Here is a 20,140-nt window from a genome sequence, read left to right on the forward strand (position 1 = left end):
ACTGCTTGTGCGCCCGGCCTATCAGCGCAGGAGTCCGTCATTCTCAAAATCTTCCCAGCCGCGCAAACTGGAGTGCGCGTTCTCGTCGGGGCCGTAGCCAGTTGAAGCTGCAGTTCCGCGACCGCTTCTTTGAGCACGTTTCATAGCGGCCTTCCCCGCGGCTCGCCGCCTGTTCTCTGCAGCTGTCGCTGCGTCCTGTTCGCGCCAGACCGTAACCAGGTCGCGGTCAAGCACATCCTCCACGTGCTCCGGGTCGAACACGTGAAAGGTGATGTTCCTTGCCCGCCCGCGAAGTTTCACGGTTTTCGTCCCGGCGCTCTGCAAGCGACCATCTTTCAGCCAGCGGTGCCGTTCGGCCGTCGAGATCGTCAGAATGTCCTCGATTTCACGGGGGATTACGGGCAGGTCTTCGATATTCTGCAGTGCTTTGGATATGATCCCGAATACCACCTGCCCATCATTCTCGGCGCCCTCAGACAGGCGCAGGGTAAGCACGCGGGACTCGATATTGAGCAATTTCCTGAACTCCGTTGGAAGGCGGGCGCGTATTTCGAGAAAAATACCCCTCGCTCTGACCGACGATCCAAACGTTGCGGCCGGGGTTAAAGGCCACTCTCCAATCAGCTTCGCTGTTGCATTGATTTTTCGGCGCGTGGACATGCCCCTTTATATAGGTCACCGATTGTCGGCAAGCGATGAGCCGATCGCAAAGCCAACATGAGTTCTAATCCGCCAGCGGTCTGAACCACGATGCCCTGAAGGCGCAACCACGATTGTTAGCGGGGCCGCTTGCAACTTCGGCTAACAGGAAGCGGCAGAGTTGATCACAAGGTGCGATATCAGGCGCGTTGCCGCCTGGCGGCTTTTTGGGGGCCGTTTGCTGTCCGTCCGGTTATTGCCGAGGGACCAGTTAAAGCCGCCGTTCGGCTCACGACCTCTTCGCGGAATACAAGGCAAGTTCAGATCCCGCGGAAGCCGACATTGAACTGCCTCTCCGTTTACACATTTGGCAAATGTTGCGAATGGAGGGAGTTGCATGTTTGAAGGTTTCTCGCTGGAGCAGATCAAACTTCCGGAAGCGACGCTCAGAGTGCGGGTTGGTGGAAGGGGCCACCGCTTCCTGATGCTGCACTTCCTCGCACCCATGCCACTTGGCATCGCGTGGCGCCGATTTTGGCTGAGGAATACACCGTAATTCGCCCTGGTCTTCGGTGCTCGCCCTTGCGGTGTGTCGCAACACAATCAGCGCGTCCGGTTTGCCGTGAACAGATCTTGCTGATGCACCAGTTCGTCCGCGACGGGCTGACGGAGGCGGCGTGTGCCATTCGGGTGGATGGCCGAAAATAACCCCACCTCTGCATGACGCGAATTGTCCCAGCCTGGGTAGGCCGTTATCGGGTACAGGCAAATACCCTCGAATCGATGCTCCGACACCCATAGCGGCACGCACCTCGTCGCGGCATACATAGTGGAGCCAAGCCGGCCCGCCGGATCCCTCTGAGCCGGTCTCGGCAATGAACATCGGCTTACCGTACCGATGAGCAACCTCGAGCAACATTTCCGACAAAGCGCGGTACTCATGGTGTCCCATCGATATCGTCGGCCCGTTTATTTCCCATTGATTGTGCGGCTAGAAATTCAGGCCCACGACAATCGACAACATCTTCGCTCCCGCCCAACTCAGGTTCGACGCGGCCCAGCAACATGTCGTAAGCTTCGAACTGCCCCTGACGGGCGTTTTCGGCCCGACCCCGTTCGCTGCGGGTCCGGTCACGAGGAGCGATTTGGATAAGGGGCTCGGCCCAGACAAATCTGCAGGCGGGGTCGATCTCCCGCATTGCACGAACACCCGCGATGGCAGCCTTCACGAGATGCCGCTTGAACCAGCACGTTTGTTCGGCCCCACGCGGGAAATAGCCGACCTCAACAGCCCATGCGAAAAAGGAGATCTAGTTGATGGGACACAACAGAGGCGGTGTTCCCGCGATCGAACGCTGTACCCTCACGGCTTCTGCCGCGAACGAGGCATAGGCATCGATGAAATGCAGCGATCCCTGATCGACATGGTCTGGAGATCCGTAATGGAAGATGTCCCAGATAACCTGGACACCTGCCGATCGGGCCGCCTCGACCATTGGCGCCCAACTTGACCAGTCATAGGCGAAGCTTGCGGAACCGGAGCCTCCACCTGGTGCTCGTCCATACGCCCCACTTCGCTCATTCGAAGTCTTCTTTCAGCAGTCGGCTTCGAACTCGGCCGCCTTGTTAGGACCGGGAACCGCGTTGGCGAAATACCGCATCCAATGGGGCGCGCGCCATCTTCGTTGCTCAGTCCAGCTCGTCCTGGCGTGACCGGGTAATGCCGAACCGATTTGGTCGAGCCTTTGTTCCTGTGGTGGACTGTCCGGAGCTGGGTGGCGAAGGAGGAACAAGGAGGGCCGTGCCAAGTTCGGGGCGATATACCACCGCCGCCGATCGACTCGAGCGGCTGCTCAGCAACAAGAGAGGCACGGGATCACATGACCGTTCAGATTCGACTTTCCGAGATCGACCACGCCAGGCGCGAGGATCGTGGCGACGGCGCTTGGAGCATCGCACCGGACTTGGGCTATTTGCGCCTAGCAATCGTCAATGTCGTGTTCTTCGGCGCACCGGGCAGCGGAGATCGGAACTGGATGCTGATCGATACCGGGTTGCCGACGTCCCGCGGCAGCATTCTTGCGGTCGCGGAAAAGCGGTTTGGCACGAACGCACGGCCGGCCGCGATCATCCTGACCCACGGCCATTTCGACCATGTGGGAACGGTTCTAGACCTCGCGAATAGGTGGGACGTGCCTGTCTTCGCGCATCCACTCGAGCGCCCCTATTTGGACGGAACCGCATCCTATCCGCCACCGGATCCCTGGGTCGGGGGTGGACTGATGGCGCTGCTTTCGCCGCTTTTTCCACGGGGGCCAATTGATCTTGGCAACCGTTTGGAACTCCTACCTGCCGACGGATCGATCCCCGGAATGCCCGGATGGCGATGGCTACACACACCCGGGCACGCTCCTGGGCATATCTCGCTCTGGCGCGAGGAGGACCGCTCGCTGATCGTAGGGGACGCTTTCATCACCACCGGTCAGGAGTCAGTCTATGAGGTCGCCGTTCAGGATCTTGAGATGCACGGTCCGCCGCGCTACTTCACGCCGGACTGGGATGCGGCGGAAAGATCCGTGAAGCACTTGGCTGCCCTGAACCCGCACATGGTCATCAGTGGACACGGTGCGGCTGCCGCGGGAGTGGGCATGCGTCAAGCTCTTGACAGCCTGGCTGAGCGGTTCAGGGTGTTCGCCGTCCCGCCGAAATTGAAATTCGTGCGCGAGCCGGCGGCAGTCCAAGGTAGCTGAGGCTAACCGAGCCGCCGTCGTTCTGAAATATGGTCGAATTGGGCAGACTCTGTCTCTCGACCCGGTAGAGTTACCCCGTCGGGTCGCGCTCTCCATCGTCGCCGACAAACTCTGACAAGCGGAACAAACCCGGAAGGCGCCGGGTTAGGGCGTTCGATCGGCGTAGGGCGACTGCGGGCCAAGCGCCCCGAAATTCTGCGTCAGGAGAAGACGTCAGATGAAAACGAGAACCCGAAGGACGCGTGCTCTCCGCCGGCGAGCCGACCGGCAAGAAGTTGTTCGAGCCCACACGGGTCGTCATCCGCCAAGACTTGGCTTCGATTCGCTCATCGGCCAAAACCGTGGAGGAGATCAAATGGCAAATCTGGGAAGATTGGCGATCGCGATGCTTGGCGTTCTGGCATACCAAAATCGCGACAAGCTCTGTGAATTGATTCCGGGAGCGGGGTATCTTAACCCAAACGACCCGCAACGCAGAATTCTGGCTCAGATAACGAATGGCGTGTCGAGGGCTGACCTTGGTGAGATCCTCGACCGGTTCAGGGAGGTGGGGGCAGGATCGAAGGTCGACTCGTGGGTTGGCAGCGGGCCAAACCAACCGATTGAGCCAAGGGACGTCCAAGCGGCAATGGACGAAGGTACACTCACGTCCATTTCGATGCAGACGGGTCTTTCGCGCGAGGAGCTAATCAGAAGGATTGCGCGGGATCTACCCGAGACAGTCAACGAGATGACGCCGAATGGTGAATGGCCGCCTGAGCCGACACATGGCTTGGATAAGTCGACCCTGCTCGACAATGTATCCTAGGGGACACAGCCAGGAATGCAGCCGGCCAAGGCGAGATCCAGGGTGGCAACTCTACACGGGGGGACGCTCCTGCGCGATCGCCTTCATCCGCTCGCGAACCAAGGGTCTGTTTCGAGCGCGCCGAACGCTCAACTGGCCGCCATCCTGAAAATGCGGCACCGCTGCATCGCGGCGCCCTCGCTCGCGTATATCGGTGAGCGGAAGAAGGCGCGTTCCTGGCTGGCCAAAGCGCTGGCGATCGATCCGGACGACTTCGTGACGCAGTACAACGCCGCTTGCATGCATTCCGTGCTCGGGGAAGTGGAGGAAGCGGTGCGGTACCTGGAAAGAGCCGTCGGAGGAAGCGTGAGTCAGAACGTATTGGAACGAATCCGTCACGAAGTCATTTCGACGCCATTCGCGATCACCCGCGGTTCGTGCAGCTTCTTAGTTCACTTGCCTTGTGACGCACAGCTGTACTTGCACAAGCTTCGGCCTGCCTAGCAGCCGCGTTCGGTTTGGGTGGCGGATTCAACTGATCGCAGCAACACACGCTCTTCTGAAAGATGGAGTGTGAGCCATGAAGCAGCGAAGTCGCATCTACTACTCGGCCGCTCAGCGCCTGAGATTTGGGTTCGATGGCAGGCGGGCGAGTCGATGAGCTCGATCGGACGACGATTCGATCGGGAGTCTTCATCGGTCCGTTCTTGCCGCCGCGCCTGGGCCTTGCACTGGCGGGCTGCCGGCCTTGCCTGTCGCCGGTGGTGTTTTCCCCCACATTTTGCTGCCGCTGCTTGTGCTGCTCACCTGGCCGCTCGCCATGGGCAAGTAGTTCGCCCCGGCATCGTCTCTGCAGGGTTTGCTTCGTCGGCAAAGGACATCGCCAGCGGCCTCACAGCTGCGGTCGATCGCGGCCGAATCGGGATTGATGCTGGCCGACGCGCTGGCCGGCGGCCGCTTCACCCTGTTGAGCCTGCCGGCATTATTGCCGGGGCCGGCGACCGGTTGTTCGATGCGAAAGCCGAGGCTCTTAGACTACAATCGGAGATTCCTGGTTCCTTTGTCGATATCATCCCGCAGGCCGGCCACATGGTCCACCACACCGCACCGCTAGCTGTTCTCGCCATGGTGGACAGGGTCGCTGCCGCGGCCAGCATGAAGTAGGCCGGCACTGGCGGGATCCCGAAGAAGTGGAATCGTGATTTTCGGAAAAGATCATGCTCAAAAGCAATAGGTAGAACGCCGTCCCGACTCTATCGGGTGGCGAATCCGATGATTTACTTCACGGCGGCACGCACTTCAGCGAACCGCATCCTGTGCGTCCATCCGCGCCGGTTCGGCTAACATCGACGTCGAGGTCCCGTATCTTGGGGATTTGGCCAGGGGAACGGCCCCAATTCCGTGTTCGGCTTCTGCCTCTCTTTGTGGCTGCCAGCATCTACCTAGTCGTCTGCAAATCGAGGCCACGGACTGACAAGCACCCCCGCACTACAAGGAGCTGGCGGTCGGAGAACAAAGTAGACATGTCGCACCATCCTTGCGGGTACGGCTTGCGATGCATACTGACGGTCGAGGGCTTAATGTAACCAAATCAACGGCTCGGCGTTTCGGTCAGCGCCGTTGCAATGAGCGAAGCCATAACCTCTGTCACGAGCATAGACTGCCGATTTCATGAATCGCAATTTTCTGGTGATCGAACCTGAGGAAGGCATTGCCGTGCTCAAGGGGCTTGCCTCCTCGGCGCGGATCTCGATGCTGAAACTGCTGCATGAGAAGGGGCCGATGAATGTCAACGAAATCGCCGCCGTGCTGTCGCTTCCGCAGTCGACCGTCTCGACCAACATCCAGGTGCTGGAGGATGCGGGGCTGATCCGCACCGAGAGAGCGAAGAAAGGCAACCGGAAAATCTGCTATCCGACCGCCGAAAAAGTGCTCGTCGTGTTCAAGAGCGAATATCGTGCGGTCAAGAACGACGCGATCGAAGTGTCGATGCCGATCGGGCTTTATACCGGCTTCGAGGTTACCGCGCCCTGCGGCCTTTGTTCGCCGGACGGCATCATCGGTCTGCTCGATGTTCCCAACACTTTCCTCGATCCGGACCGCATGAAGGCCGGTCTGCTATGGTTCACGCGCGGTTTTGTCGAATACCAGTTCCCCAACAATGCCAAGCTCGCCAATGCCGAGATCACCGGACTCGAAGTTGCGATAGAGCTGTCTTCGGAAGTGCCGGGCACCAGCGCCGATTGGCCCTCGGACATCACGCTGACGATCAATGGCGTCGATGTCGGCACCTGGACGTCGCCGGGGGATTTCGGCGACAAGCGCGGCGTCTTCACGCCCACCTGGTGGAAGCTTAAGGGCTCGCAATACGGTAAGCTGAAGAACTGGCGAATTGCCAATGACGGCACCTATGTCGACGGCCTCAGGATTTCCGAAACCGGCCTCGCCGCACTCGATCTGAAGAGCCATCATTCAATCCGCGTCCGTATCGGCGTCAAGGACGATGCCAAGCGCCCCGGCGGGATCAATATTTTCGGCAAGGGCTTTGGAAATTACGATCAGGACATTGTGCTCAGGATCAAAACCGCGTGAATCGACTGGCCGCGTTGCTGCGCTCAGTTACAGTTCATTGCTAGGCTAGGCTTGCAGCTGGCACCGCCGTCCATGAGGCGACCGGCTTGCCTGACGTGTATAGATCCCTCGTCGCAAGCTTTGCCCACTGGCTGCGAATCCCCTGCTACCCTCAATCACCAGTACAAAGGGATCCGTCCCACCAACCAACAGCCAGATTATCCTCCGTTCCGGCAAATGCCGGAACTTACCATCTAGGCAACTCTCGAAAGTATATGCCGATCCAGGTCACACTTAGCCAACCCGAACCGCCAGCGATGGTTCGTAGCCTCACGCCTGCTCTGGTAGAACAAAGTCAATTGCCGGCCTTCGATCATTACGGTCGAATGGCCATTCTCGCCGGGCTCACCAGGGTCGAGAACGGGGCCAACGGAAACGTAGGGACCCTTGACGTCATTGGCGATGGCGAAGAAGACGCGCTGCCGGCTGCCGCGCGGACCTTCGGGGAGGAAGCAGGTGGCGTTAAGAAGCACACGACCGTCCGGCAGCTCGACGAGCTGCGCGCCTTCGATCCCCCATTCGTAATCCGGGTGTTCGCGCGCATTGTGATGCGGCACGTCGAGATGATCGAGTATCTTGCCGAGACGTTTCCATGGCCCGAACCAGGAATCGGATTGGCTGCGCGCCAGATAGACATCAGGCTGGGGCACCCTGGTGAATTTGGGCATGCCTGAATAGACGATATAGCGCTTGCCTCCGACGATTGCGGGGTGGGGATCGTAGATGCCGTCCTCATCGGTGTCGGGCAGCGACAATATCGCCGGATTGAGCACCACCCAATGAAAGCCGTCATTGGAGACCGCGTGCTCGCAACGTCCGCCGGACTTCATGAATTCGGTCTGGATAAACATGTGGAAGACGCCGCACTCATGAATGACGCCGGGCGCCGCAATGCCCGATCCGGTTACCGGCAAAACGATCGCCTCGTGCTCTGTCCAGGGTCCATAAAGATCCGGCGCTGTGGCGTGGAGGATTTTCCAGCTCTCGGTTGTGACGGTGCCGCTGGAGCCGAAGACGTGCCAGAGCGTGCCATCGAACACCGGACAAGGGTCCTTCAGATCATCCACAACCTGCGGGTGAAACAATGGAAAGACGTTGGTTTCAAAGTCGATCTTCATTCGCCAGCCATCCCTCGATTCGTCTCGGGCTCCATTCAAATGAACCACCGGCGCGACTCAGATGAATCGATTCCAAGCGTATTTATAGCTCCGCTGATGAACGGTTGTTGAACGATTGAAGGATTTGAACCGCTCTGTGGCAAAGGGCCACATTTGGGGAGCCCGACCTGACGCGAGGGGCTTCATCATGTGGATCGAATGGGGGCGGCCGGCTCGCCCCTTCTCTGTCGAGCCGTCGCAAGTGGAGCGGACGGCTGGTCTCGCCCGAGACAGTTTGGAGCTATGGAACAACTTATCGGGATGGAAGTTATATAGAAGGCTGCGAACTTCATGTCAAAGCTGCCTCGATTGACTTTTGTTAGTCGAGGCATTTTGTAACTATATCGAAGGATAATCTACATGGAAATGGCGGCGGGCCGGGCCAAAACACCAAAAAACCCTGTACAACCGTCTATTTTAATTTGCTTTTCACACCTCCGATGGAACTTCGTATATCAGAGACCACAACACATTCTGACCCTGGCGTCAAAACAGCAACAGCTAATTTACTTCGAAGAGCCGATCTTCGATGAGAGGCGCCACCCTTCGATGCGGGTGCACAATATTACCCCCAAGATCAGAATAGTGACCCCGCTGATCCCAGTTGGTACTTCCGCGACCAGGGCGGACGCAATCCAGCGCAGGTTCGTCGATCAGATCCTCGCCTCCACGCCGCATGACCGATTGACGACCTGGTATTACACGCCCATGGCGCTACGCTTCAGCGATCATCTCGCCTGTGACGTCTGCGTCTACGACTGCATGGATGAACTCTCCGCGTTCAAAGACGCTCCCGCAGAGTTGACGCAGTTGGAAAAGGCGCTGTTGCAACGTGCCGATGTCGTCTTCACGGGCGGGCAGAGCCTCTACGAGGCCAAGCGCAGCTTGCATCGGGCGATCTTTCCCTTCCCGAGCAGCATCGACGTTACCCATTTCCATCAGGCTAGGGCGCCAGGTGAAGACCCATTCGATCAGGCCGACATACCTCACCCGAGGGTGGGGTACTTCGGGGTCATCGACGAACGGCTCGACCTTGAACTTATCGCGCATGCGGCTGCGGCAATGCCAGACGTGCATTTTGTCATGCTCGGCCCTGTCGTCAAGATCGATCGGGCGAGCCTTCCCACGGCAGGCAACCTGCATTGGCTGGGCGGCAAGTCCTATGCAGACCTGCCGAACTATCTCAGGCATTGGAGTGCCGGCTGGATGCCGTTCGCGCTCAACGAAGCGACCCGCTACATCAGCCCGACCAAGACTCCCGAGTTTCTTGCGGCAGGACTGCCGGTGTTGTCCACGGCGATCGTCGACGTTGTGCGTACCTACGGCGTCGAAGGCCTTGTCGAGATTGTCGAGGCGGAGGACATCGAGGCCAAGCTTCGCTCGATCCTGGCCCACCCCCGCGATTTCCTGGTGAAGAAGGCCGACGCCTACCTCGCCGACATGTCCTGGGAGAAGACCTGGAGCGCGATGGCTGCCCACATCGAGCGCGCCCATGCGATGAAGAGCGTCGTCCCATTCCTGAGGAGGGCGTGAGCGTGTTCGACTGGTTGATCGTAGGGGCCGGTTTCGCCGGCAGTGTGCTGGCCGAGCGTATCGCATCGCAACGGCAGGAAAGCGTCCTGATCATAGACCGACGAAATCACGTCGGCGGCAATGCCTATGACTGCTACGACGAGGCGGGAATACTAATTCACCGTTACGGGCCTCACATCTTTCACACCAACGCCCAATCGATCGTGGACTATCTGTCGCAATTCACGCAATGGCGGCCTTACGAACATCGCGTGCTGTCGCTTGTCGATGGAAAGCTGCTGCCGATACCGATTAATCTCGACACCATAAACCGCCTCTACGGCCTTGAATTGACGTCCGAGCAGCTGCAGGACTTCTTCGCTTTCCGACGCGAAACGGTCAAAGAAGTCCGCACCGCCGAGGACGTCGTGGTGAGCACAGTAGGCAGAGAGCTCTACGAGAAATTCTTCCGCGGCTACACCAGGAAGCAGTGGGGTGTCGACCCTTCCCAGTTGAGCAAGTCAGTGACGGCGCGAGTCCCGACCCGGACCGATCGCGACGATCGGTATTTTGGCGACAGCTTCCAGAACATGCCGGCAGGCGGGTATACGCGCATGTTTCAGCGCATGCTGGATAGTCCCAAGATCAAGATCATGCTGCAGACCGACTACCGCGAAATTCGCGACAAGATCCCCTTCCAGCAGATGATCTACACCGGTCCGATCGACGAGTATTTCGACTGGAAGCTTGGTCGCTTGCCCTACCGTTCGCTGCGCTTTGAGCACACGACACTTGATTGCGAGCAGTTTCAACCGGTCGCCGTCGTCAACTATCCGCAGACGGAAAAATACACACGGATCACCGAGTACAAGCATCTGACCGGTCAGCAGAGTCCGAAGACCAGCCTCACCTACGAATACCCCACCGACGTCGGAGATCCTTATTACCCGGTGCCGCGGGCCGAAAACGAGGCTTTGTACAAACGATACGAAGCTTTGGCCGCGGCGTGCCCGGAGGTCTGGTTCGTCGGACGTCTTGCAACATATCGCTATTACAATATGGATCAGGTGGTCGGCCAGGCATTGGCTACGTTCGGGCGCATTCAGACACGCCTGCCAGCAAACGGGATGCTCGTCACGCCGACGCAGCGCGAGGCGGCCGAGTGAATGATGCGCCGGCCTGACCGGCGTCGGGCGACCCACGGCCAAAGAGGCCCATGTTTCTCGGCTTCTCGGCGAACAGCTCTAGATATGCTGTGCTGTTGATGCAGCTGAAAAGCGCGCACTGTTCGTATCAGCGAGCCTAAGGCGCGCTTGCTTGTTGTTCCTCAAACGCCAAGAACGATTGGCGCTGGCGCTCCAACTCGTCCGCAAGTGGCTTGCGAACAGTGCGCGAGCCGTCCGCATGAATGGTGGAGAACAAGCCGACTTCGGCGTGGCGCGAATTGTCCCAACCTGGGTAGGCCGTCACCGGGTACAGGCATATACCCTGAACAGGTGCACCGAGGCTCGTCGCGTCGCGCACTTCGTCGCAAACGTAGTGAAGCCAGGCTGGCCGGCCTGAACCTTCGGCGCCGGTCTCGGCGATGAACATCGGCTTCTTGTATCGCTCGGCGACCTCGACCAGCATTTCCGAAAGTGCACGGTATTCGTGGTGCCCCATCGGTATCGTTGGGCCATTCAAGTACCATTGGTTGTGCGGATAGATGTTGAGGCCGATGACGTCCACAACGTCCTCGCTGCCGCCCAACTCCGGTTCCACGCGCCCGATCAGCATGTCATACGCCTCGAATTGGCCCTGGCGAGCATTTTCGGCGCGCCGCCGCTCGGGGTGAGTACGGTCACGAGGAGCAATATGGATCAGCGGTTCAGCCCAGATGAACCTGCAGCCGGGTTCGGCCTCCCGCATGGCCCTCACGCCGGCGACCGCTGCCCTGACAAGGTGTCGTTTGAACCATCCACGCTTGTTCGGCCCGACGCGGGGGAAATAGCCGACCTCCACCGCCCATGCAAAAAACGAAATCTCGTTGATCGGGCACACCAGGGGAGCCACCCCGGTTGCGGAGCGATGAACCCGAACAGCTTCCGCGGCGAAACGGACGTAGGCCTTGATAAACCCCGGGCCACCTTGGTCGATATGGTCTGGCGAGCCATAGTGGAAGATATCCCAGATAATCTGCACCCCGGCCGCCTGGGCTGCTTCGATCGCCGACGTCCAACTCGACCAGTCGAAGACTCCGGGCGCCGTTTCAATCAGGTGCCAGCGCAAGCCGTCGCGGATCGTGCGAAGCCCAAGCTCGGCACAACGGCGATAGTCGCCATGTGCATGGATGTCATGTGAGGTCGCGCGGATCAGATCAAGACGGGCCCCGTCGGCGCGCCTGTGGGAGGAACACTCGAAACCAGCCATGAAAAAGCTGTCGAACCCGGAAGAGCCTGCCGTGGGCCGACGAGCGGTATCCTCGTTCATACCAACATCCTGTCGCCCAAGACGTGCGCAAGTGATCGCATTCGCAGTCCCCATTGTCAGTTCCGGTGGCTAGTCGAAACCGGTCGGCTACCAACCACGTCGACGGCTCGGCGGCCTATACGCGTGTGCCAGGATTGGCGAATACAACCAAGCTCCAATCCCGTCTGCCGGGGCCGCGATCGCGTCGATTCGATCCGAAGTTATGCGGCCTGTTGCATCGCCCGTTCGTTGACGCCTGCTTCGCCTAGTCGGGTGAGCGCCTCATCGGTTGCTTTTTCTTCCTTGAGCGTCTGTTCGAGTAGCGGGACGGCGTCTTTCAGACCAAGTAAGCCGGCCCATGTGACAAGAGTCCCGTAGCGCGCTATTTCATAATGTTCGACGGACTGGGCTGCAGCCACGAGACCCGCGTCCAATGCCGGAGCCTCCTCGAACTCCTCCAAAATCTCTTGTCCTTCTTCGATGATGCCGTCGATCGCCGGGCACGTTTTCCCTTGGACTCTCTTGCCAAAGGCGTCGAAAACTTGCTGCAGGCGCTCAATCTGACCCTCTGTCTCGTCACGATGTTTTTCGAACGCCGCCTTCAACTCTTCGGACTCCGCGCCCTTTGCCATTTTCCGGAGCGCCGTCAGAATCTTGCGTTCGGCGTAGTAGATGTCTTTCAGACCATCATAGAAAAGGTCTTCCAAGCCCTTGGAGCTGCCCTGAGAGCTTTTTTTCGTCGCCATTGTCATCTCCTCTTTCATTTCTATCGACGCATGCATGGCTCTAACTGGACCAGTCTCTTGTTGTTCCTTCGGCGACGGCACACCGGCAGCCAACAGCGAGCGACGGTCGGGTTGACCGCTGATTTCAGTCCGCCGCGCCAGCAGCGGCTTGAGCATCTCGGCTGCGCTCCATTGCGGAAGTTCCGGAATGAGGATCGTCTGCCTGAAGGGTTTCCGCTGTCATCGAGTCCTTGCGGCCGCATTTTTCGTAACGGACCTTTGCCCGCACCTGATCAAGGTTCCCGATCTCTTCTCGTGCCCCCAATGGCGTCGAACCTGGACGAAGTTGCCGACCAGATCAGCAGTGTACAGGGGCCGCGGACCTGTTTTCCGATGTAGTTGAACTCACCTTGAGGCAGCTGCTCGCGCAGGCGTTTGGACGACAGGCGGACGGCATCATGGCCTCTAAATTCGAATTCGAGGTCAAGAGGACCACGTCCACAGCATAGTTGCACCTAAGATCCTCCTCGATGTCGCCAGCGGCGCGAAGCCTCAGATGGTCTTCGAATCCCCTCTGCGGACCGAGCATGTCATGTCTCCTTTGCAGTACCGGAAAGGCCGTGGACAGCCGTGTCGTCCTTCGCGATGCTGAACGGATGCGACGGCGGTTTGTTCCTGAGGCCAACATGCGCTGGAGCCGGATTGACTTGCACCCCCGATCACAAACGAATGAGAACATTCAATCGGGGTCCTCATGGCTTCCGCCATCGACATTCTGGCATGCTGACCAGCGACGAGGTCGGCAATTGTCCAGGACTAGAGCGGCCGGCCAGGTGCAGCGGTGCCGGGGGGACCTCACGCTCCAAGGCCGTCCTGGCCTTCGCCAGCGACAACCACAAGGCCTGCAAAAAAGCTTCATCTGCTTGCGGTGTTAATCCGACCTCCTTGCAATGTTCAACGATCCTGTCCTGGATCGACACTGCGGTTTCATACCGTTGGACAACCCTTGCCAGAACGTCCTGACAGGTGCCAATCGCCACCTCCCGAATGTGGTCAGCGACGGGAGAGAGGGCAGCACGGGTGACATCATGAGCAACGGGGGCGTCCCGATCAGTCGGATGTATTCCGCCTCGGGCTGCCCATAAGAACGATCCGCCAACGCGCGTCTATAGCAATAGCTTCAGCCTTCAATTGAACAAAGCAATCGTGTGGGGACCGGTCCTCACCCATGACCAGGGCTGCCCCGGTCATACCGTCAAAGCCAATAAGGCCAACCTCGGCCTCGACCTCAGCCCGAAGCTTCGCCACCATTAACCCGAGACCGCTCTCGAAGAAATCGACGGTGTCAATCGGGACCGAGGTCTGCTCCAGGTGCGTCCTCAGTCCCAAGTGACGGGCTTCGAGGTGAGGCTGCAGCAACGTCAGATCCGGTGCGCTCAGGCGCCGCAACAGTTCGTTCTTGAACGAGGTTTCCATCTGCGCTGTCTCCCGATCGGGGCGGAAGGGCGATGGTCGCTCACAGCTGAGGACGCCCTAACAATTGTCGACAGTCAGGGGAAAGTATACCTAAAAGGGCGGGGAGTCTCAAAAAGCTACTAGGCTGACCAGAGAAGCTCGTCAGTCTGGCGATCATCAAGATGCTGCTAACAAGCAGTGTCCGCCTCTACTGGTCGAAGGTTGCCTTCGCAATCTGGTGTGCGCCTTTTGTCGAAGCATACGGCCCCAAACTGATTCATCCTCTGGGGAAGCCAAGCGGTATCGACGCTGCCTGAAAACTTACGCGCAAGCTCCACACTTTCGGGGGGCGCTTTGTCGATCGACCAGAGTAGCCAAGCACCCCTTCTGTATCCCATAGTATTCGTCTTCGCCTATTGCTCCGGAACGGCAGAGGTTTGCGGACGATTTCGTGCTGCTTCGGCAATTTCCGGGATGTATTTCGTCGCGGTGCAGCTTCGGTTCACATTGGCGCGTGCGTCGAATACCTCTTTCTCGCACACCCGCTTGGCGAGCTCGATAGGCACATGAACTGCCAGAGGCACTTCCACCTCGGAGATTCCAAGCTCCCTTGCGATCTGCTGTTTCACTTCGTGCCTGCCAAGCGAAACGTCGACGCCGACATCCTGGGCATCTTCGGTTGTCGATGATGCGCCTTGCCCCGGCAGATCTTGCTGCTCGGTCTGAGCAAATGACTGCACGGCAAAAAGCTGCAAGGCGAACACGGCGAGCGGCAAAATTCGTTGGAATACTCTCATGCCTGGCTCCTGCAGGTGCCTTTAACAACGGCAAAGTATTTGAAGCGTTCCAGAGGCGGGGATGCGCGCGCTCAGCGGCAGTCGAGGCGGGTTTTTTCTGTTGGAATACGATATGGCGACCGTGGTTGGGTGCGACAGCCGACTGTGCTGGCACATCGGAGTGTAGGAATTTGCCTACCGAGAAAGAAAGACAAGCCAGAGACGAGCGCGCCTCGGATGCTGCACGAGGATTGACCGACATTGAGGGTGCGGCACGAGACGCAAAGACCGCGGCTTCGGGAGCAGCGCCTGAAGGCCGCACTTGCTGTGACGTCGGCCCGCGGCATCTAAACCGAAGAGGACACCAAAACCGTGAAAGCCTAGCAGTCACTTGCACCACACGGACTTGCATTCAACCCCACGGTGCTCAAGATCCAAGTAGGCTCTGCAGCTCTCTAGGCTCAGAACGTCGTGCACCCAAGTTAGATCCTGCTGCAGCAGTCAGGACTACCCCAGAACGAATATGGCCAGCAGGGCAACAAAGAGAACAAGGGCGATCGCGGCGCCCCAGATGAGGACCTTTCCGGTGCCGCGTTGCTCTTCCTCGCGAGAAACGTCTTTCGCCATCCATGCATCCTTTGCGAAGGTCCAAACTGAGCAACGTGCCGTGCCAGGCTGTTCCCAACGCTCTCGGAGCCAACTTGGTGTCAGTCCAACTGCCGGTTGCCGTAGGGCTTCTTCGCTCTAGCGCTATCGGCAATACAGCGCGGCTCTCCTCTGAGCGCGACCGCAGCTCCCTTCAGGCATGATGCGCGAGCAGGCGGATATGTATCTGACCGAAAGCAAACAGAAGCCAGGCCTGCCCACTGAAAGCACAAGCAAGCACAAGGTTCCTCAACTGACGCTCGGCTGGCGGCAACTTGCTCGCCAGCCGAGTTGAGTTCAGGCGGTGGTCGGGGGAGATCATCCAGCCACACGCTGGTGATTCCAACCTGAGCCGATGTGCCAATCAGCAACCTTCGTCGGTCTTTTTGACCTGGCCTGGCGCGGCGGTGTTGGCTGCCGTGTCCTGCTGACCTGGCGCCGCCTGCTGAGCGCTGCCAGTCTGCTGGCCGGGCGCGCAGTCTCTGGCCGAGTTCGGATTTGTGGTGCCGCTGGTGGTGGTCGTGTCGGTGCCTTGATCGCCGGACATGTTGGTCCCGCTGCTCGTCGTGCCGGTGCCCTGATCCGTCGTGCTGGGCATGGTCGTCGTGGTCGAGGTTCCGCTCGTCGAGGTTCCGCTCGAAGTTCCGCTGGTCGTCTGGGCAAAGGAAAGCCCGGCCGACACCGCCAGCACGGCCGAAGCCAAAAGGATGCGTTTCATCTTCTTTCTCCTGTCTGAATGCGCGGGATGCGCCTGGCAAATTGAACAGGCAGACAGAAGGAGTGTTCCCCGATGAAGTTCAACTTTTGTAACTCTGGTCGTAGGTCAGCCTTAGGATGGCCGGCGTATATTAGAACCTCATGACGGCGGCTCGAGTCGAAAAGCAATCAACGAGCGGAGAGGCCGTCGCGTTCCTTGTGACTGCGGTGGCGCGGTGAGGCACAAGGCTCAATGCGGAGCGCCAGCGGCCGCGATCAGCGCCTCGTCGAGAATCCACTTCAGCTTCGCCGAGCGCTGGTAGCTTCATCTGCTTGCCGTTCTTACTTGCCAGGAACGACATGCAGCGGTCGCAGTATGCCATGCGGGACCTTCAATATGTCGCCGCGTCGGATGGCCAGGAAGCGGCCAGTGCCAGTTGGACTGTGTGATGGAGCGGCGCAGCGGCGAGCGTCCACGGGCCGTTTTCCTTGCGCCGATCTTCCCGATCTTCGCCTTTTCCACCATCGCTGCAGGATTTTTCGCGAGGTGAATTGAGACCCGCCACGGCGCTGATCTCTGCGACGGTCAAGGCCCGTTCGGCGGGCTCTACTCCGGAACAATGTCCTCTTCTGAAAGTTTCCTTAGATCGCAAAGGAGATTCGAGATGTCAGAAAGCCGCGAATGGTTTGTCCAATGGCTTAGAGATGCCCATGCCATGGAAGAGCAGGCCGAAACGATGTTGAACGGGCAGTTGAGTCGTATCGAGAATTATCCCGAACTGAGCGACCGAATCCGACAGCACCTCGACGAGACCAAGCAACAGGCTGCCCGGCTCAAGACTTGTCTCGATCAGATGGACGAGGGTTCATCCACGATGAAGGATGCTGGCGGTAAGCTGACGGCGATGGCGCAATCGCTGAGCGGCGTCTTCGCTGGAGACGAGGTGATGAAAGGATCGCTCGCGAGCTACACGTTCGAGCACATGGAAATCGCCTCCTACACGATCCTGATTGCCGCTGCTCGATCGCTCGGCGAAAGCGAGGTACTTCGGGCTTGCGAAGAGAATCTGCGAGAGGAAGTCGCGATGGCGGATTGGCTGAAATCCCGTCTTCCCTCCACGACCGAGCAGTTCCTTGCGCGGGCCGAAGCGGACAGCGACAGCGCCAAGCGGTGATCGGGTAGGAACGTAGTAACCGTAAACTGGGTGATCGGGATTCGTCCGCTAGCGCGTCCCCCTTCGTGAACGCTGGGCAACGAACACGCCTAGCAGGCGGTCGTCGAGCTGCGCATTTCGAGAAATTGCAACGACGAGCGATGCTAATATTGCGGCGTCGTCACTTAGAGAGTCGAAGCGTTCGCCTGCGCAAGCCTGGTCAAATACGCATTGGCAATAGCCAGATCGGAAGGGCTAGCGCAGCGCTCGGCGAAATAAAGCTCGAGTGGGCGTGTTAAAACGTTCCAAACGAGGTCGCGATAGCGGAATGCCCGAGAACGCTCTAGATGACTGAGCAGTTGCGTGCGCGGGCACCGGCAGCGCCAAGCCGGATCGGAGAAAGTTCGTCCTGACAGCGGACAGAGCGCGCCGTTGCGCTCACGTTATGGGGTCGGCAGCACTTGCACGGTTTTCGGGGTGAATTCCGCTTCAGCCGGTCGCTGGCGGTTTCGCTGAAGGCCGTGACCGACCGGCCGACGATCATCATGCTCGAAGGGGTTGACCGCTTTGTCCGATCTTCTCCGCCGTGCGCATCGTCATCGCGCCGTCCGTGGTTCCAGAATATGCAATCCGATGGCTGAACTCGTCGGGACTCGATAAATGTCAGCGCGGCATCATACTTTGCCTTCAGGACGACTGTTTCCTGCAATGACCTCTGTCTACGCTCTTCCAGTTCGGTCGGTGTCCATCTGCTCATTCACACGTCGTTGATAGGCAAAGCCGACAGCCGCGGCGACTGCCAAACCTGCCGCCGCCAGAAGGAGTTTGTCCTCGGTATGCTCATTGCCCGATGCGTCTTGAACAGCTAACGAAGCTTCATCGAAGGGTGCGGATGCTCTCGCGGCAGTCTCGCCCTCGTGCGGCCCAACGCCGCTATGGCGGATACCCGCAGCTAGACGTTCTGTCTTCTCTTTTACAGTTTCCTTGGCCACGCCGGTCAACTCGGCAGCTTGGCGTTTTATTTTACCAGCCGTTTCAAGAGCGAAATCACTGACGCTTTCCGCCAAATCACTAGATTGCTCCTTCAGGCGCTCCTTGGCGTACGATAGGTGATCCACCTGCTGCTCGCCGGGTGGCCGGGCCGAATTGGTCCGCAATAAGCTGAACAATCCCGCTCCGACAAGTGCGGTTGCGATCGGCGGACGGCGGAGGAAACGCCACCCCAAACCGGCCCCAATCGCCAAAGCAGCGCTCGGATTGGCAGCCGCCTTGGCCTTGAGATCGTCAATAATCGCCTGCGCCACCGATTGCATTGAGGCTCTTGCTTTCTCCACCAGGGCATCCTTTGCCTCAAGCGCTTCGTGTTTCAAATCATCGGTAAATTCGGAGAGCGTGTTTGGCGACCGAAGTGTCGACAAGTCCTCGGCGAGCTTAGCCCGGGCAGCCTCAACTTCGTATTCAAGATGCTCAAGTTGCGGATCGGCCATCATAAATCTCTCTTGCCACCGGGGCGGGCAGGTTTGCTCGACCGAGCGTTGCCCGACCGCTGCGATTTGGCCGTTATTCCTTCCGAAGGGGTGGCGCTGCCCGGTTGCAGCTTGGCGGCCGGAGTGGATGAACCGCTCGATCCACTTGGGCTTGGCGAAGGCGGCTGCACGGGTTCACTTGATTGCTCTTCTGACAAGGCGCTTCCAAAGGCGCCCGCAACGTCCCTTGCGACCTCCTTCAGGCCGTCCGAATTCAGCCCATGTTCCTCGGCGGCGCTTTTGAGCCGTTCGCCCGCCTTTGATGTCGAGGACTTCAAGCGTTCCCCAGCTTTTTCAGCAGCATCCGTCAATCGCTCTCCTGCTGGGCCGAGCGTGCGCCTCTCGACATCGCTGGCCGGCAAAGCAGCAGCTATGGCGGCACCGGCTGCGAAGCCGGCCAGAACAAAAGCCAATGGCTGTTCTTCCACCATGCGGCCAATCGTGTCTTGCAACGTTGATTGGGCTTGCTGCACCACGCGCCCTGACTTCTCGGATACGGAGCGACCGGCCTGTTCTGCGTATGACGCGGCGGATGATGCGTAGTGACTTGCGGTTTCACTCACCTTCTCCCCAATGCCGGCTAAATTGTCGCGCATGGCCTCAGCTGTCTCGCTAGCCTGTTCCTGCGCTTTTGACGCCCCGCCGCTGGCGGTGCGTGCGTGCGGAGCATTTTGGCGCCCGTTGGTTCCACGGGATTGCTCGCGATGCCCGGCACTTGAACCGCGGCTGCGCATTAGCAGCGCGCACCCTGCTGCGACGAGCAGAAGGCCTTCGGGATTGTTCCTAGCGGAGCTGAGAAGCCATTCTTTCGTTCCAAAATCCTGGACCTGTGAATTGCGGCTCATGTTAATTGCTCCTTGGTTGTCGCAATATCCTGCTTTATTTGGCTTATAGAGTGTGTCGGCAGAAGTTCTTTTTGCGCATCAGCGCGGCCCCTATAGTAGGCGAAAACAGCGGCAGCCGCCGTTGCGGTCGCGACTATGAGACACGACCAGTGCAGGGCTATCCCTAAGCTCGAGATTCCAAGTACGAGGGCTTGCATTAGAAGCAGAGCGGCGACCACTCCCAGCGCGCCAGCAGCAGACATCCACACACCTGCTTGGAGCTTCGTTGAGACGTTGGCGGACAGCTCCGCATGCGCCAGGCGCAACTCTTTTTGAAAGAGGTCCGCGGCGTCCGCCAACACTGCCGACAGTGCTTGAGGGAGAGGCGAATTCTTCAGTTGTTCCTGTGCCATCA

At 59.0% G+C, this 20,140-nt stretch carries 18 protein-coding genes; 8 read left to right on the forward strand and 10 right to left on the reverse strand.

Going from position 1 to position 20,140, the window contains the following annotated elements:
* Positions 1-21 precede the first annotated feature (21 nt).
* The gene (locus tag NKJ23_RS21290; RefSeq protein WP_352682148.1) at positions 22-660 is read right to left on the reverse strand and encodes a hypothetical protein; all 639 of its coding nucleotides are present in this window, start codon (positions 658-660) and stop codon (positions 22-24) included.
* A 376-nt stretch (positions 661-1,036) separates the two neighbouring features.
* On the opposite strand from NKJ23_RS21290, the gene NKJ23_RS21295 reads away from it, so the two are divergent.
* From NKJ23_RS21295 to NKJ23_RS21315, 5 genes are all read left to right on the forward strand, one after another.
* Positions 1,037-1,195 (forward strand): hypothetical protein, encoded by a 159-nt coding sequence (locus tag NKJ23_RS21295; RefSeq protein WP_352682150.1) that lies wholly within the window; start codon positions 1,037-1,039, stop codon positions 1,193-1,195.
* Between the two features lie 1,324 nt (positions 1,196-2,519).
* Positions 2,520-3,389: an MBL fold metallo-hydrolase gene (locus NKJ23_RS21300; protein ID WP_352492316.1), complete on the forward strand. Its 870-nt coding sequence runs from the start codon at positions 2,520-2,522 to the stop codon at positions 3,387-3,389.
* 355 nt (positions 3,390-3,744) lie between these two features.
* Entirely contained in the window at positions 3,745-4,197 is a 453-nt protein-coding gene (locus NKJ23_RS21305; RefSeq protein WP_352503351.1) for a YidB family protein, read from the forward strand.
* Between the two features lie 15 nt (positions 4,198-4,212).
* Complete coding sequence (locus NKJ23_RS21310) at positions 4,213-4,680, forward strand: tetratricopeptide repeat protein (protein ID WP_352682152.1); 468 nt, start codon at positions 4,213-4,215, stop codon at positions 4,678-4,680.
* A 1,167-nt stretch (positions 4,681-5,847) separates the two neighbouring features.
* A complete protein-coding gene (locus NKJ23_RS21315) occupies positions 5,848-6,768 on the forward strand; it encodes an ArsR/SmtB family transcription factor (RefSeq protein WP_352516188.1) in 921 nt (306 codons plus the stop codon).
* A 233-nt stretch (positions 6,769-7,001) separates the two neighbouring features.
* On the opposite strand, the gene NKJ23_RS21320 is transcribed toward NKJ23_RS21315, so the two are convergent.
* On the reverse strand, positions 7,002-7,925 hold the full coding sequence (locus NKJ23_RS21320) for a glycoside hydrolase family protein (protein WP_352508321.1): 924 nt from the start codon (positions 7,923-7,925) through the stop codon (positions 7,002-7,004).
* Positions 7,926-8,324: 399 nt separating this feature from the next.
* Between NKJ23_RS21320 and NKJ23_RS21325 the strand changes: the two genes are divergently transcribed.
* Both NKJ23_RS21325 and glf read left to right on the forward strand, forming a co-directional pair.
* Positions 8,325-9,497, forward strand: coding sequence for a glycosyltransferase family protein (locus NKJ23_RS21325; protein WP_352467856.1), 1,173 nt, complete (start codon positions 8,325-8,327; stop codon positions 9,495-9,497).
* 2 nt (positions 9,498-9,499) lie between these two features.
* A complete protein-coding gene (glf, locus tag NKJ23_RS21330) occupies positions 9,500-10,642 on the forward strand; it encodes a UDP-galactopyranose mutase (protein WP_352492345.1) in 1,143 nt (380 codons plus the stop codon).
* A 136-nt stretch (positions 10,643-10,778) separates the two neighbouring features.
* Here the strand turns inward: glf and NKJ23_RS21335 are convergent, their stop codons facing one another.
* From NKJ23_RS21335 to NKJ23_RS21355, 5 genes are all read right to left on the reverse strand, one after another.
* The gene (locus tag NKJ23_RS21335) at positions 10,779-11,945 is read right to left on the reverse strand and encodes a glycoside hydrolase family 1 protein (protein ID WP_352682155.1); all 1,167 of its coding nucleotides are present in this window, start codon (positions 11,943-11,945) and stop codon (positions 10,779-10,781) included.
* 200 nt (positions 11,946-12,145) lie between these two features.
* On the reverse strand, positions 12,146-12,670 hold the full coding sequence (locus tag NKJ23_RS21340; protein ID WP_352682207.1) for a YciE/YciF ferroxidase family protein: 525 nt from the start codon (positions 12,668-12,670) through the stop codon (positions 12,146-12,148).
* Between the two features lie 1,089 nt (positions 12,671-13,759).
* A complete protein-coding gene (locus NKJ23_RS21345) occupies positions 13,760-14,125 on the reverse strand; it encodes a hypothetical protein (protein ID WP_023677855.1) in 366 nt (121 codons plus the stop codon).
* A 392-nt stretch (positions 14,126-14,517) separates the two neighbouring features.
* Positions 14,518-14,901, reverse strand: a complete 384-nt coding sequence (locus NKJ23_RS21350; protein ID WP_156937370.1) for a hypothetical protein — start codon at positions 14,899-14,901, stop codon at positions 14,518-14,520.
* A gap of 988 nt (positions 14,902-15,889) precedes the next feature.
* On the reverse strand, positions 15,890-16,243 hold the full coding sequence (locus NKJ23_RS21355; RefSeq protein WP_023680319.1) for a hypothetical protein: 354 nt from the start codon (positions 16,241-16,243) through the stop codon (positions 15,890-15,892).
* A 643-nt stretch (positions 16,244-16,886) separates the two neighbouring features.
* On the opposite strand from NKJ23_RS21355, the gene NKJ23_RS21360 reads away from it, so the two are divergent.
* Positions 16,887-17,396 carry a ferritin-like domain-containing protein gene (locus NKJ23_RS21360; protein WP_352508344.1) on the forward strand — a complete coding sequence of 170 codons (510 nt, stop codon included), beginning with the start codon at positions 16,887-16,889 and terminating at the stop codon, positions 17,394-17,396.
* A gap of 698 nt (positions 17,397-18,094) precedes the next feature.
* Here the strand turns inward: NKJ23_RS21360 and NKJ23_RS21365 are convergent.
* The 3 genes from NKJ23_RS21365 to NKJ23_RS21375 are packed head-to-tail and all read right to left on the reverse strand — an operon-like array spanning position 18,095 to position 20,138.
* Positions 18,095-18,865, reverse strand: coding sequence for a hypothetical protein (locus tag NKJ23_RS21365; protein ID WP_352508326.1), 771 nt, complete (start codon positions 18,863-18,865; stop codon positions 18,095-18,097).
* The gene (locus NKJ23_RS21370; protein ID WP_352508327.1) at positions 18,862-19,746 is read right to left on the reverse strand and encodes a hypothetical protein; all 885 of its coding nucleotides are present in this window, start codon (positions 19,744-19,746) and stop codon (positions 18,862-18,864) included. The genes NKJ23_RS21365 and NKJ23_RS21370 overlap by 4 nt, the downstream gene beginning before the upstream one ends.
* A complete protein-coding gene (locus tag NKJ23_RS21375; RefSeq protein ID WP_352508328.1) occupies positions 19,743-20,138 on the reverse strand; it encodes a phage holin family protein in 396 nt (131 codons plus the stop codon). The genes NKJ23_RS21370 and NKJ23_RS21375 overlap by 4 nt, the downstream gene beginning before the upstream one ends.
* Between the last annotated feature and the right edge of the window lie 2 nt (positions 20,139-20,140).

Origin of the sequence: Mesorhizobium sp. M0184 (genome assembly GCF_040322215.1) — a bacterium.
Lineage (GTDB): Bacteria > Pseudomonadota > Alphaproteobacteria > Rhizobiales > Rhizobiaceae > Mesorhizobium.

Bases quoted from the DNA above. Each gene is read 5' to 3' on its own strand.
- NKJ23_RS21290 (WP_352682148.1), bottom strand. From the start codon at position 660: ATGTCCACGCGCCGAAAAATCAATGCAACAGCGAAGCTGATTGGAGAG.
- NKJ23_RS21295 (WP_352682150.1), top strand. From the start codon at position 1,037: ATGTTTGAAGGTTTCTCGCTGGAGCAGATCAAACTTCCGGAAGCGACG.
- NKJ23_RS21300 (WP_352492316.1), top strand. From the start codon at position 2,520: ATGACCGTTCAGATTCGACTTTCCGAGATCGACCACGCCAGGCGCGAG.
- NKJ23_RS21305 (WP_352503351.1), top strand. From the start codon at position 3,745: ATGGCAAATCTGGGAAGATTGGCGATCGCGATGCTTGGCGTTCTGGCA.
- NKJ23_RS21310 (WP_352682152.1), top strand. From the start codon at position 4,213: ATGCAGCCGGCCAAGGCGAGATCCAGGGTGGCAACTCTACACGGGGGG.
- NKJ23_RS21315 (WP_352516188.1), top strand. From the start codon at position 5,848: ATGAATCGCAATTTTCTGGTGATCGAACCTGAGGAAGGCATTGCCGTG.
- NKJ23_RS21320 (WP_352508321.1), bottom strand. From the start codon at position 7,925: ATGAAGATCGACTTTGAAACCAACGTCTTTCCATTGTTTCACCCGCAG.
- NKJ23_RS21325 (WP_352467856.1), top strand. From the start codon at position 8,325: ATGGAAATGGCGGCGGGCCGGGCCAAAACACCAAAAAACCCTGTACAA.
- NKJ23_RS21335 (WP_352682155.1), bottom strand. From the start codon at position 11,945: ATGAACGAGGATACCGCTCGTCGGCCCACGGCAGGCTCTTCCGGGTTC.
- NKJ23_RS21340 (WP_352682207.1), bottom strand. From the start codon at position 12,670: ATGGCGACGAAAAAAAGCTCTCAGGGCAGCTCCAAGGGCTTGGAAGAC.
- NKJ23_RS21345 (WP_023677855.1), bottom strand. From the start codon at position 14,125: ATGGAAACCTCGTTCAAGAACGAACTGTTGCGGCGCCTGAGCGCACCG.
- NKJ23_RS21350 (WP_156937370.1), bottom strand. From the start codon at position 14,901: ATGAGAGTATTCCAACGAATTTTGCCGCTCGCCGTGTTCGCCTTGCAG.
- NKJ23_RS21355 (WP_023680319.1), bottom strand. From the start codon at position 16,243: ATGAAACGCATCCTTTTGGCTTCGGCCGTGCTGGCGGTGTCGGCCGGG.
- NKJ23_RS21360 (WP_352508344.1), top strand. From the start codon at position 16,887: ATGTCAGAAAGCCGCGAATGGTTTGTCCAATGGCTTAGAGATGCCCAT.
- NKJ23_RS21365 (WP_352508326.1), bottom strand. From the start codon at position 18,865: ATGATGGCCGATCCGCAACTTGAGCATCTTGAATACGAAGTTGAGGCT.
- NKJ23_RS21370 (WP_352508327.1), bottom strand. From the start codon at position 19,746: ATGAGCCGCAATTCACAGGTCCAGGATTTTGGAACGAAAGAATGGCTT.
- NKJ23_RS21375 (WP_352508328.1), bottom strand. From the start codon at position 20,138: ATGGCACAGGAACAACTGAAGAATTCGCCTCTCCCTCAAGCACTGTCG.